The organism is Vibrio aerogenes (genome assembly GCF_024346755.1).
Classification (GTDB): domain Bacteria; phylum Pseudomonadota; class Gammaproteobacteria; order Enterobacterales; family Vibrionaceae; genus Vibrio; species Vibrio aerogenes.
In genome coordinates this window covers 341199-354748 of record NZ_AP024861.1, presented here as the reverse complement: position 1 = coordinate 354748, position 13550 = coordinate 341199, and the positions used below count along the sequence as shown (strand labels likewise).

At 43.6% G+C, this 13550-nt stretch carries 14 protein-coding genes; 6 read left to right on the top strand and 8 right to left on the bottom strand.

Going from position 1 to position 13550, the window contains the following annotated elements; all coding sequences use genetic code 11:
* Positions 1-45: 45 nt before the first annotated feature.
* From motX to kefG, 6 genes are all read right to left on the bottom strand, one after another.
* Entirely contained in the window at positions 46-681 is a 636-nt protein-coding gene (gene motX / locus OCV29_RS01590; RefSeq protein ID WP_073602990.1) for a flagellar protein MotX, read from the bottom strand.
* Between the two features lie 215 nt (positions 682-896).
* A complete protein-coding gene (locus OCV29_RS01585) occupies positions 897-2195 on the bottom strand; it encodes an adenylosuccinate synthase (RefSeq protein ID WP_073602991.1) in 1299 nt (432 codons plus the stop codon).
* A 401-nt stretch (positions 2196-2596) separates the two neighbouring features.
* Positions 2597-3157 carry a peptidylprolyl isomerase gene (slyD, locus tag OCV29_RS01580; RefSeq protein ID WP_073602992.1) on the bottom strand — a complete coding sequence of 187 codons (561 nt, stop codon included), beginning with the start codon at positions 3155-3157 and terminating at the stop codon, positions 2597-2599.
* Positions 3158-3242: 85 nt separating this feature from the next.
* Positions 3243-3443, bottom strand: a complete 201-nt coding sequence (locus tag OCV29_RS01575) for a YheV family putative zinc ribbon protein (RefSeq protein ID WP_073602993.1) — start codon at positions 3441-3443, stop codon at positions 3243-3245.
* Positions 3444-3446: 3 nt separating this feature from the next.
* On the bottom strand, positions 3447-5255 hold the full coding sequence (kefB, locus tag OCV29_RS01570) for a glutathione-regulated potassium-efflux system protein KefB (protein WP_261887352.1): 1809 nt from the start codon (positions 5253-5255) through the stop codon (positions 3447-3449).
* Positions 5255-5824, bottom strand: a complete 570-nt coding sequence (gene kefG, locus OCV29_RS01565) for a glutathione-regulated potassium-efflux system ancillary protein KefG (protein WP_073601803.1) — start codon at positions 5822-5824, stop codon at positions 5255-5257. Before kefG ends, kefB begins: the two co-directional genes overlap by 1 nt.
* A 193-nt stretch (positions 5825-6017) precedes the next feature.
* On the opposite strand from kefG, the gene OCV29_RS01560 reads away from it, so the two are divergent.
* From OCV29_RS01560 to crp, 6 genes are all read left to right on the top strand, one after another.
* Positions 6018-7931, top strand: a complete 1914-nt coding sequence (locus OCV29_RS01560; protein WP_073601804.1) for an ABC transporter ATP-binding protein — start codon at positions 6018-6020, stop codon at positions 7929-7931.
* Entirely contained in the window at positions 7928-8413 is a 486-nt protein-coding gene (locus OCV29_RS01555; protein WP_073601805.1) for a TIGR02444 family protein, read from the top strand. Before OCV29_RS01560 ends, OCV29_RS01555 begins: the two co-directional genes overlap by 4 nt.
* A 71-nt stretch (positions 8414-8484) precedes the next feature.
* Positions 8485-9462 carry a hydrolase gene (locus tag OCV29_RS01550; protein WP_073601806.1) on the top strand — a complete coding sequence of 326 codons (978 nt, stop codon included), beginning with the start codon at positions 8485-8487 and terminating at the stop codon, positions 9460-9462.
* Between the two features lie 29 nt (positions 9463-9491).
* Positions 9492-9704 (top strand): YheU family protein, encoded by a 213-nt coding sequence (locus OCV29_RS01545; RefSeq protein WP_073601807.1) that lies wholly within the window; start codon positions 9492-9494, stop codon positions 9702-9704.
* A gap of 77 nt (positions 9705-9781) precedes the next feature.
* On the top strand, positions 9782-10651 hold the full coding sequence (locus OCV29_RS01540) for a phosphoribulokinase (protein WP_073601808.1): 870 nt from the start codon (positions 9782-9784) through the stop codon (positions 10649-10651).
* Between the two features lie 255 nt (positions 10652-10906).
* On the top strand, positions 10907-11539 hold the full coding sequence (gene crp / locus OCV29_RS01535) for a cAMP-activated global transcriptional regulator CRP (protein ID WP_038179153.1): 633 nt from the start codon (positions 10907-10909) through the stop codon (positions 11537-11539).
* 119 nt (positions 11540-11658) lie between these two features.
* Here crp and OCV29_RS01530 read toward each other — a convergent pair whose 3' ends face one another.
* Both OCV29_RS01530 and astA read right to left on the bottom strand, forming a co-directional pair.
* A complete protein-coding gene (locus OCV29_RS01530; protein ID WP_073601809.1) occupies positions 11659-12450 on the bottom strand; it encodes a DUF1338 domain-containing protein in 792 nt (263 codons plus the stop codon).
* 69 nt (positions 12451-12519) lie between these two features.
* Entirely contained in the window at positions 12520-13542 is a 1023-nt protein-coding gene (astA, locus tag OCV29_RS01525) for an arginine N-succinyltransferase (RefSeq protein WP_073601810.1), read from the bottom strand.
* Between the last annotated feature and the right edge of the window lie 8 nt (positions 13543-13550).

The window sequence follows — 13550 nt, the reverse complement described above, 5'->3', positions numbered from 1 at the left end:
ACAATATCTCCTGACAGGTTCGGTCTGTCAGGAGTCAGGAGTGACTTACCAGAATGTTTCTCTTTTTTTCGCTCTGGCAATCACATTCTGTGGCATTCTCTGTTCAAGACCCCGGCGCAACATTGCGATCCGTTTATGCATTCGGGAATCAGCTGTAACCGAATGGTACAGCCAGCGATAAGCATCTTCATAATCCAGCGGGCTACCATAATCTCTGAGCAGTAACTCGGCAAGCTGAACCCTGGCTTTCAGATTTCCCATTGCTGAAGCTTCCCGCAAATAAGGAATCGCTCTTTCTTTATCCTGCTGAACAAGTACACCTTGTGCATAATATCGGCCTATTTGTTCCAACGCAGCAGGCAGCCCTTGATGAGCAGCACTTTCCATGTAGTAGAGCCCAAGTTCTACATCCTGCCCGACGCAAACACCCCAAGCCAGCATGTCACCATATAAAAACTCATAAGCAGGTAAATTAATCCGGGTCGCACGAGCCACAATATCTTCAACCAACTGGCATTGATCAGCCTTCACCCGTTCAAGATGCTTATTCTGTTCAATCAGCTTAATCAACTCGGATTCAGAATAAATTGGTACCGGCGCACCAACATCAGCTACATTTGCATAACTGACAGAATTACCAAGTAACATGATTAAAGTCATTGCTACAGCGAGTAGCCTCATACGCAATCTCTTCTTCTAACTTAACAGCCCACAACCAGTTCCGTGAGCTATTTCATGGGACCTGAATAAGCTATCGGCAAGCTCCGCGATCACTTTAGCCGGATGTTTTAAATTAATTGTAGCAAATGAGAGTTGTATAAAATACAATCAAATTGATAAAAAAAGCCGACCACTGAAGTCGGCTTTTTTCTCGTCCAAGCGAGTAGTGTCAGTGTTTATACGCTGAAGGGGTGCACTTTAATGATAGTTTCATTACGATCAGGGCCTGTAGAAATAATATCAACCGGCACACCAGTCAAAGCCTCAATGCGGCTGATATAATCAAGCGCAGTCTGAGGTAATTTTTCAAGTGATTGAACACCGAAAGTGCTCTCAGACCAACCTGGCATTGTTTCAAAAATCGGTGTTACTTCATCGTAAGCATCAGCAGCCATTGGCGAAACTTCAATCACAGAGCCATCTTTCATTTGATAGCCGGTACAAATTTTAATCTCTTCAAGGCCATCCAGAACATCTAGTTTCGTCAGACAAAAGCCTGTAATTGAGTTGATTTGTATTGCTCTGCGCATCGCAACAGCATCAAACCAGCCACAACGACGCTTACGTCCGGTTGTGGCTCCGAACTCCTGACCTTTTGTTCCTAAATGATGGCCAATTTCATCATGAAGCTCAGTTGGGAATGGTCCTGCACCAACACGTGTACAGTAGGCTTTAGCGATACCAAGAATATATTTTAAATGGCAAGGGCCAAAACCAGAACCAGCGGCTACACCACCAGCAGTCGTATTCGAAGACGTGACGTAAGGGTAAGTACCATGGTCAATATCAAGCAATGTGCCCTGAGCCCCTTCAAACATGATTTTATCACCACGTTTTCGGGCTGTATCCAGCTCATCGGTCACATCAATAACCATTGAAGTCAGAAGATCAGCATATCCCATCACTTCCTCAAGGACTTTTTCATAACTTACTGCATCAGCTTTATAGAAATTAACAAGCTGGAAGTTATGATATTCCATCACTTCTTTCAGTTTTTCAGCAAAGCTGACTTTATCAAATAAATCACCAACCCTAAGACCACGGCGGGCTACTTTATCTTCATAAGCAGGACCAATGCCACGACCAGTCGTTCCGATTGCTTTTTTACCACGGGCAGCTTCACGGGCCTGATCTAATGCAATGTGATAAGGAAGAATTAAAGGGCAGGCTTCAGAAATAAAGAGACGCTCCTTCACTGGAATATTACGAGCTTCTAACGCTTCCATTTCCTTTAAAAGCGCATCCGGTGAGAGAACAACACCATTTGCAATAATACATTTAATGTGTTCCCGGAGAACTCCGGAAGGTATCAGGTGAAGAACAGTTTTTTCACCATCTATAACCAAGGTATGACCTGCATTATGTCCTCCCTGATAACGAACGACATACTTAGCATCTTCAGTGAGCAGATCGACAATCTTTCCTTTCCCTTCGTCACCCCACTGGGTGCCCAATACAACTACGTTATTTCCCATCTGTTTAATCTGATTGCTGGTTAAAAATGGATTCTACCACCGAAAACTGAAGGATGCAGTGACTTTTTAAGCATAAAAATGTCATAAAAAAATAACTAATTGATCTATGTGCTTTCTACTTTACTTTCACAACATCGTCAGTTGACCTTTCATAAAAATAGTGACTTAAATCACACTTAAGTCGTCAGACAGTCTGGTGATCCATCCATTATCGACATCTCAATTTGATACGAAATCATAAATTCGAATGAATAGATAGAGCGTGTTTATCTTTCATCGCCGTTCCTGCTGAAGGCTGTTTTTTCTTGTTCTGGATATTTCTTACTGATACAAAAAGGCACCCGCACGGTCAGAAAACCAGACGGGTGCCAATATTACAGATTGAATGAATTACTCAGAAATTAGTGGCAACCACAGCCGCCTTCACCGCCGCAGCAACCTTCCTTTTCCTCGCCATGATCATGATCACAATCGCCATGGCCACCGCAACAACCACCCTCCTGGTGAATATGACCATGTTCAATTTCCTGCTCTGTTGCTTCACGCAACGCAACAACTTCAACATCAAAAGTCAGCGTCTGACCAGCAAGCATATGGTTTCCGTCTACAACCACTTCATCGCCATCAACTTCGGTAATTTCGACAGGAATTTGTCCTTGATCTGTATCAGCCAAAAAGCGCATCCCTGGTTCAATTTGATCAACCCCCTGGAATACGTTTGCAGGAACACGTTGTACCAATGCATCGTTATATTCTCCGTATGCATCAGCAGGTAAAACAGTTGCGGTGAATTTATCACCAGCGCTTTTACCTTCAAGCTCCTTTTCAAGCCCTGCAATGAGATTATTGTGTCCATGCAAATAATCTAAAGGTGCATCAACTGTTGACTGATCAGCCACCACACCGTCTTCAAGTTTCAACTGGTAAGCAAGGCTAACCACAACATTCTTTTCAATCTTCATAAAAGCTCCAGGGCATTAGGGTATATCAAATAAACGACTTAAGTATTCACTCAGGTATTATGGGGATAACTTTGAGAAACTCAATTTATTCCGGCTTAAAAATACCAATCATCTGTTCCTGATTCCGTTGCCCGGAATCCAGGCCTTTGGGTAAGCGCTGTTCAGTAAAGCCACAGTCCACACATTCAACATGCTCGACATTATTTTCTACCCACCAGCACAATGAATCTGAACCCGAACATTTTGGGCAGTTAGCGCCTGCTATAAACCTTTTTTTCTGTCTCACCTTTTAATCCTGTTCTTTTTCCCAGAAATCCCGGGCCCGGCTGTCCCGATCCATCTCACGACCAAAGATTTCTTCCAAATCTTTCCTGGCTTCCCGCGCGCGTATTGACAACTGCTTATCTTCGTTATGCAAAGGCAATAATTCCTTTAGCATAGCGTTATCAAGCTTTCGAAAATGTGACTCAGCTCGTTTCGCCTGATAAGGATGAACACCCAGTTCAACTAATACCTGCCGGCCTAAATCCAATGCCCCCAGAAATGTTTCCCGTGAATAATTTTCAATGCCATGATTAAGCAGCTGATAGGCTTCGATCCTGCTCCTGGCGCGGGCCAACACCCTCAAATTCGGAAAAAATTGCTGACACAGACTGACAATCTTCATCACTTCATCCGGAACATCAGTACAAATGACTATCGCTTCCGCTGAATCGGCACCGGCAGCCCGGAGTAACTCTAAATTACTCGCATCACCATAAAAAACCTGATAACCATATTTTCTCAGTACCTTAATCTGGCTGGCATCACTTTCCAGAATCGTGACTTTGATTTTGTTTGCATACATTAAACGCCCAACAATCTGACCAAAACGGCCAAATCCGGCAATAATCACTCTGGGATCATGATTCTCTACATCTTCGGCTAACTCCTCATTTCCGACATTCAACCGACGTTCAAACCACTTTCTCTGGACAAGTAGCAGCAAGGGTGTTGTGACCATAGACAGGCTTACAACAACCAGTAAAAATGAAGCAAGTTCAGGCTGTAAAATTCCTTTCGTCTCAGCTGCTGTAAAAATGACAAAAGCAAATTCCCCCCCCTGACTTAATATTGCGGCCATATTGCTGCGGGCCTTTGCCCGGGTGCCAAATAACCGGGCCAGCAGATATAAAATCAACCCTTTTATCGATACGAGTGCAATCACAGCTGCAATAATTTTTATCGGTTGTTCAAACAACAGGCCAAGATCAACAGCCATACCTACGGCAATAAAAAACAATCCCAGCAACAAACCTTTAAAGGGTTCAATGGAGACTTCTAACTCATGACGAAATTCACTTTCCGCCAGCAAGACGCCAGCTAAAAATGTTCCCAAAGCCATAGATAAACCAAGTTTTTGCATGATCAGGGCAATCCCAATCACCAAAAGCAAAGCAGCAACAGTAAACAGCTCCCTGACCCGGCTCATCACGATAAACCGGAATAACGGGCTCAGCAGCAAACGCCCACCGATAAGAAGCCCCAACATCCCACTGAGCATCCAAATTACATCAATCCATTCTCCGGCAGAATTGCCTGCTAATACAGGGAGTACGGCCAACATGGGGATCACCGCAATATCCTGAAACAGCAGAACAGCAAAACCGGATTGTCCGGTTTCACTTTTATCCAGTTTTTGCTCTTCAATGACACGTAAAGCGATTGCAGTAGAAGATAATGCCAGTCCCATACCAATGACTAAACTCGCTTGCCATGGGATACCTGATATATGAATTAACCCTGCAAGAATGGCACTGGTAACCACAACCTGAGCTCCACCCAATCCCAGAATAGGGGCTTTCATACGCCATAGCTTAGCCGGGTTCAGCTCCAGACCTATCAGAAACAGCAACATCACCACACCAAACTCGGCAAAGTGTAATATTGCATCGACATCACGAATCAGCCCTAATCCCCAGGGGCCAATCGCAATCCCGGCTAAAAGATAACCCAGAACAGATCCCAGCCCTGCTCTCTGTGCGATTGGGACAGCAATCGCTGCAGCAGACAAAAAAACTGCACTGCTTTGTAAAAAGTCTGTTGTCAATGCAGCCATTATATGTCCTCACCACAACTGAAAGGATTACAAATCCACCGCCGGTAACTTTCCGCATGCTGATAACGCTCCGCATCTGAAATGTTATGTGACCAGTACATCACCAATGGTTTCATCCATCGCATCCGACACAACGAAGCAGTCAACTCGAACGGCTGTAAAATATCTTCCAGTGGATACCGGTTATATCCCTTATCTCCAAACGCTGCTTTTTTCCCACCTGTGGTAATCACACTCCGCCAGATCTTATCCTGCAGAAGGCTCTGAGATCCAAAAGCAAAATCCTTACAAAGCACGCGATCAAACCACTCTTTGAGTAAAGCCGGACAAGAGTACATATAAAGCGGATGCTGAAACACAATCACATCATACTGTTCCAGTAATATTTGCTCAGCATTTACATCGATGAAAAAATCCGGATATGTTGCATATAAATCATGGACAGTAACATGTTCAAGGGATTCGATGGATTTAATAAGAATCTGATTTGCTACAGAATTTTGTGGTTCCGGGTGGGCAAAAATTACCAGAACCCTGGGCAGTGCTGAAAATAAATCATACCCTTTCATCCAATTCCTCCTTCTTCTGATAACCCTGACATGCAAGCCGCAAGTATTTTATAACTTTTAATTCCCCGTAATATGACGCTGAATTTAAACGACTATGACTATTATGAACCATATCCTAAGTCACAGATAATATCGACTTTTAACACGAATCCCCCTACTATTCCGTCAGTCTTTCTTTCCAATAAAATGATTTATGATTACTTTTTCTGATATTCAGTTATTACGTGGCGGAAAACCACTTTTAGAGCAAGCTTCAGCAACGATTCATCCGGGAGATAAAGTCGGATTAGTCGGAAAAAATGGCTCAGGAAAATCCACACTTTTTGCCTTGCTAAAAGATGAACTCAGCATCGATGCAGGTAATTTTTCTCAACCATCCTACTGGGAGCTTGCGTGGGTGGCACAGGAAACACCGGCTCTGGAAAGAGAGGCTCTGGAATATGTCATCGATGGTGATCGAGAGTACAGAGAACTTGAGCGACGTCTGCAGCAGGCAGAAGCCGATGGCGAAGGTGCATTAATTGCAGAATTGCATGGCCATCTCGAACAGGTGGGGGGCTACAGTATTCGGGCACGGGCAGCAGAATTACTCAACGGGCTTGGTTTCTCCCAGGAACAGATGCAGTGGCACCTGACCCGCTTTTCTGGTGGCTGGAGAATGAGACTGAACCTGGCACAGGCACTGATTTGCCGTTCTGATTTACTTTTATTGGATGAGCCAACAAACCACCTTGATTTAGATGCGATTATGTGGCTGGAACGCTGGTTGCAAAACTACCCCGGCACACTCATTCTGATTTCGCACGACCGGGACTTTCTCGATCCTATCGTCAAGCGCATCATCCATATTGAAAATCAACAACTCAATGAGTACACCGGTAATTACTCTTCTTTCGAAACACAAAGAGCTGAAAAGCTGATGCAACAACAGGCGCAGTATCAGAAACAGCAAAAACAAATTGCGCACATGCAAAGTTATATCGACCGATTCCGGTATAAAGCAACAAAAGCCCGTCAGGCACAAAGCCGGATTAAAGCGCTGGAACGGATGGAGAAAGTACTTCCGGCTCAGTTTGATAATCCATTTTCATTTAATTTCCGGGAACCTGAGGCACTGCCAAGTCCAATCTTAATGATGGAAGACGTCAATGCCGGCTACGATGACAAACTGATTCTGACCAAAATTCGTCTGAACCTTGTGCCGGGAAGCCGGATCGGATTACTGGGAAGAAATGGAGCAGGAAAATCAACACTGATTAAATTACTCTCTGGTTCTCTTTCCCCGCAAAGTGGAAAACTGACTTATTCACAAGGTGTAAAAGTCGGTTACTTTGCTCAGCACCAGCTGGAAACTCTCCATCCTGAAGAAACGCCTTTACAGCACCTGATGCAAATCGCACCAAACAAAATGGAGCAGGAGCTCAGAGACTACCTTGGCAGCTTTGGATTCAGGGGAGAAAAGGCACTGGACAAAGTGGCCCCATTTTCTGGTGGAGAAAAAGCCCGTCTGGTATTAGCCCTGCTCGTCTGGCAAAAACCAAACCTGTTGCTGCTGGATGAACCAACCAACCACCTGGATCTGGATATGCGTCAGGCACTGACGATGGCTTTACAGACATTTGAAGGTGCCATGGTCATTGTAAGCCATGACCGGTATTTGCTCCGGGCAACAACTGATGACCTTTATCTGGTACATGACCAACAAGTCGCTCCTTTCGACGGAGACTTAAATGACTATTACAAATGGTTAACCGATTTACAAAAACAGGAAAGAAAAGAGCAATCCCCGGAAAAAGAAACTCCGGCGAATACAATCAGCAAGAAAGAGCAAAAAAGAATTGAAGCTGAATTTCGCCAAAAAACAGCACCAATTCGCAAAAAACTGACACAACTGGAGCAGGAAATCGATAAATTGCAGCTGACTCTGAGCGATACAGAGCAACAATTAGCGGATACCTCGCTTTATAATGCTGAAAACAAAACTAAACTTAATCAGGTTATTGCAGATCAGGCAAAAGCAAAATCAACACTGGAACAGACTGAATTACAGTGGATGGAACAGCAGGAAATTCTTGAACAGATGGAGCAGGAGTTCAATTCAATATGAATCAGGCCTCAATTCAGGTCTCATTAACACTTGAACACTTATGGCAATTCAGTTTGCAATATTACAGTGTGCGGGATGTAAAAGAAGCCTGTATGAGCCTGCAGAACAATTACCATGGGAATGTCAATTTGTTGCTCTTGTTAAAATGGCTTGATGAGCAACATGTCAGCATTAAAGAACAGGACTGGAATCAGGTGATGACCTGCATCAACCGCTCAGAAGTATTGCTGCATGGATTTCGTGAATTACGCAGAAAACTGAAAGCTCACCTCCCGGATACGCTTTACCGGGAGTCACTTCAGTTTGAATTACAACTTGAAAAACAGCAACAATCAGACTTGGTGGAATGTATCAACACCCTCACTCTGCAACCACCAGCTCCTGTATCATTAACCTTATATTATTGTAAACAATTAGGTGCAGAGCACCTTGCCGATATATTTGCCAAACCCGCTTTTTTTCCTAAGCAACAAAAAATATAGCTTTTTCAGCATCCTATAAAATAAAATAGCCCGAATCACACCACACCTATCCCACGATATAATATAAAAATATGAAAACACTTTGTTTTAAACCCGCGTCAGGCGGTGTTAACCCGCATACACAAACACTACTTCCCCGGTTCATCCGAAAAAAAAATCTGTTTATTCCTCACTGGGAAACCATCACAACGCCAGACGATGATGTTCTGGATATCGCATGGAGTGAAAACCCACATGCTGAACCAGCGCAAAATAAACCATTATTCATTCTGTTTCACGGGCTGGAAGGTAGCTTTAACAGTCCTTACGCAAACGGACTGATGCATGCTTTCGCTCAACAGGGTTGGCTTGCCGTGATGATGCATTTTCGCGGGTGCAGCGGCAAACCTAATCTTCAGGCCCGTGCCTATCATTCAGGCGAAACGGCAGACCCCCGTCATTTCTTACAAATGGTGGCAGAACGGTTTCCGGATACCTATAAAACGGCAACAGGAATATCCCTCGGGGGAAACATGCTTGCAAATTATCTGGTTGAATTTGCAGAAGATCCCTTGATAGATTCGGCAACCATCATTTCAGCGCCATTTGACCTTGCTGCCTGTTCAGAACGAATAAATGGCGGTTTTTCAAAAATATATCAGCGTTACCTGCTCGGTTCACTGAAGAAAAATGCTTTACAGCGCCTTCAGATTCTCCGGCAAAAAATTCCGGTCACAGCAGGTGAGATTCAAAGCATACCCACTCTCAGAAAATTCGATGATTTAATCACAGCACCGCTGCACGGTTTCTCTGATGCAACTCACTACTATCATCAATGTTCTGCCATCCATAAACTCAACCATATCAGGCTACCAACCTTAATCATTCACTCCAGGGATGATCCATTTATGACAGACTCAGTCATTCCCTCAGCACCATTACCTGAAGCGGTCAATTACCAATTGCTTGACCATGGTGGTCATGTCGGTTTTCTCAGCGGCAGCCTTTTCAAACCGACATTCTGGCTGGAACAAATACTACCCACTTACTACGCTAAGCACGTAGAATAGCTTTTTATCATTCTGTACAGACTCAAACTATGATTGTTCCATGGCAAGATATATCACCTGAAACGCTGGAAAACCTGATTAAGGAATTTGTTCTGCGGGAAGGGACAGACTACGGTGAGAATGAAGTCTCACTGGAAATGAAAATAGAGCAAATCAAACAGCAACTGAAATCCGGAGAAGCCGTTGTCGTCTATTCGGAGCTACACGAAACGGTAGATATTCAACTGAATAAATATCAATAACGACGTATCATCCGGATGACACAACGCCTATCCATGATATAGTTGTGACACATTGAATACGATAGACAGAGGATGTCATGTCAGCAAAACATCCAATTATTGCGGTCACCGGATCTTCTGGTGCCGGTACAACGACGACATCAGAAGCATTTCGCAAAATGTTTAATATGATGCAAGTTAAGTCAGCCTGGGTAGAAGGAGATAGCTTTCACCGTTTTACCCGGCCGGAAATGGATGTAGAAATTCGTAAAGCCAGAGAACAGGGACGTCATATCAGTTACTTCGGTCCTCAAGCCAATGACTTTGCTGCACTTGAAGAATTCTTTCGTGAATATGGTCGTTCAGGAACAGGAAAGATACGCCGTTATCTGCATACATTTGATGAAGCCGTTCCATATAATCAGACTCCGGGAACATTTACACCATGGCAGGAACTGCCTGATGACACCAATGTACTGTTCTACGAAGGCTTACACGGCGGTGTTGTTGACGGGGATGTCAACGTCTCGCAGCATGTCGATTTTCTTATAGGTATGGTGCCAATCGTCAACCTGGAGTGGATACAGAAATTTGTCCGTGATACCAGAGACCGGGGACACTCAAAAGAAGCCGTGATGGATTCCATTGTCCGTTCGATGGATGATTACCTGAACTATATCACGCCTCAGTTTTCACGAACACATATCAACTTTCAGCGGGTTCCAACCGTCGATACATCAAACCCACTGAGTGCAAAAGGAATTCCCAGTCTGGATGAAAGCTTTGTTGTTATCCGGTTACGTGGCATTAAAAAAGTCGATTTTCCTTATTTACTCGCAATGATTGATGGCTCTTTTATGTCCCGGCATAACACAATTGTTGTGCCCGGCGGAAAAATGAGTTTCGCCATGGAGTTAATTGTCCGGCCAATTTTGCAAAAATTAATCGAAACAGGAAAAATTGGTTAACCCGTTATAAACCAGACGACATTCTATATTTTACTTTCCATACCGTGACACTGAGCACGTTTTATGAGATAAATTTGCAGTGGTCACACGATAAAAATCAAGAAATTGTGCCCGAAAAAAGATACTATTTTCAATAGCGAAACAGAAGACGACTTGCAGGCTTTCTAAACAACTTTTATGCTAGATGTTCATATGAATGCTTTAGCTAATTGCACGGAAAGCAGCAAGCATACCCTGCAGAGGAAGAGAGATATTATGGTTCTAGGTAAACCTCAAACCGATCCAACTTTAGAGTGGTTTCTTTCACATTGTCATATTCATAAGTACCCATCAAAGAGTACACTCATCCATGCTGGTGAAAAAGCAGAGACACTTTATTACATCGTAAAAGGCTCTGTCGCTGTACTTATTAAAGATGAAGAAGGTAAAGAAATGATTCTTTCCTATCTGAATCAGGGAGATTTTATTGGTGAACTTGGTTTATTCGAAGAAGGCCAGGAACGTACAGCCTGGGTTCGGGCAAAATCCCCTTGTGAGGTTGCTGAAATTTCATTCAAGAAATTCCGTCAGCTGATTCAGGTCAATCCGGATATCCTGATGCGTCTTGCCGGACAAATGGCGAGTCGCCTGCAGGTGACCAGCCAAAAAGTAGGCGATTTGGCATTCCTTGATGTGACAGGTCGTATAGCACAAACACTGTTGAACCTGGCAAAACAACCGGATGCAATGACTCACCCGGATGGTATGCAAATAAAAATAACACGCCAGGAAATTGGTCAAATTGTTGGTTGCTCCCGTGAAACAGTGGGCCGCATTTTAAAAATGCTGGAAGAACAGAATCTGATTTCGGCGCATGGTAAAACTATTGTGGTTTATGGCACGCGCTGATTCATCAATTCATCATTGTCTCTGTTTAAAAAGCCACTCGTTGAGTGGCTTTTTTCATTCAGTCTCCCACAAAAGCATGTTCATTCATGGAATTGCTTTGTCACTCTGCTCCTTCGCTGTCAGTGATTTGTACTTTCAAATATCTTATCCGCTGATGCTGTAACAAATCCCGGATATAACTCACCATTTGCCATGGGATAACGTTTGGCAAACTCATAGAATCCCCCCGGAATTAACAGCTCAGCTTCCGTAAATTCTACAACGACTTTATCTGCCATGGTCGAAGATTGTTCCAGAAATACCGCTGGCGTTCCCTTAATTTCACCACCGGAAGTATTCAATAAGAAACCGTTATTGATCAAATAGCGATTCACTTCAGCGATTTGATTCATTTTTTTCAATTGATTAACACTGACCGTAAAGTGATTAGCCCCATAGCCATGCGCCGCAACCCAGGCTGCATATTCACTTTCTTCCGACAAAATATAATATTGTTCCAGAGAAACAGGCCATAAGCGTCCGCCATATAAAAAGGAAGCATCAGATACCATGTCAGGACGGATGTGGGCAACCAGACTCCTGACAATCTTTTGCACAGACCCGGAACAGTGTTCGACTTCCAGCTCACTGATAAACACCTTAGGCTGCCTGGGATCCGGGTGTTCAAAGTGTTTTGCATTTAATTTCTTCGATTCAAAATGATACTGCCCCTTTTCTTCATATCCCATGGCAAGAAATGGCTTTGCCAGTGTATCAAGCTTCACAGGATCTAAATTAAAAGTTCTCAGAGCAATATGATCATTGATCAATGGCTCATTCTCCTGCAACAACTGGTGAACCTGACAAGCCGAAGGACATAGCCTGCTAATATAATCTTTCCACATGGCCTCAAACAATTTTTCCGGTGTCATAAGCACCTCCTTCTTTCATCACTGCCCGGGCCAAACACCCCAGACAGATCATCACGAAACCCGAAACGTTCAATGATTCACTAATACCCGTACCCGATCACCGTTATCGACAAGCAAAGCTTTCGCAACCTCAGATGAAATCGTCACATGATTCCTCTCTGCATCGAACAGAGCATTTGTCATTGTTGCTCTGAAATTTTCCATGGAGGTATTACTGACAATGACAGGCACACCGCTTGCGCAGTCCTCAATAACAACGTGTGATGAAAAAGATTCTCTCACTGAACGTATATGCTTTATATGACATTCAACCGTTGGACCTGCATCAAAAATATCCACATAATCCCGGCAGGAAAAACCCTCATTTTCAAGAATTTTTAAAGCTGGCCGGGTCTTGTCGTGAACCTTTCCAATCACGGATTGAGCCTCTTGACTCAGCAAGTTGACATAGATTGGTAACTTAGGCATTAAATCCGCAATAAATCCTTTATGTCCCGATCCTGCAAGATAGTCAGCCAGTGTGAAATCAATCCCGAAAAAATGTTCCTGTAACCACTGCCAAAAAGGAGAATTACCCTGTTCATCAGAAACGCCTCTCATTTCTGCAATAATAGTTGAGGAAAATCTTTCCGGATGCTCAGCCATCATCAAAAACCGACATTTAGACATTAATTTTCCATTCATACCTTTCCGGAAGCGGGGTAACAGAAACAAGGAACAAAGCTCCGAGCAACCGGTATAGTTATTCCCAAGACTTAACAACTTGACGATTTTATTTACCCCCAAACGACGGGAAGAGTGAACAATCGTATCGATATGATAACTGTAAAAGGGTAAATCCCAGCCAACTGAAGCCTCAATCGCTGTCGTTCCGGCAACCTCACCGGTATCGGAATCAATCCCCACCATTAAGTATCCCTCATCGGATGGTGCTGTTATCTCTTCTTTGGCAAAGCTATACAAAGAGTGCTCAATACGGTGACTCAGCAATTCCTCATTTTCAGGCAATGAAGTAAAGCCATGACCAGATTCAACAGCACACCGATATAAAGCACTATAGTCAGATAGACGAATGGGACGAATAATCAACATGGCAATCT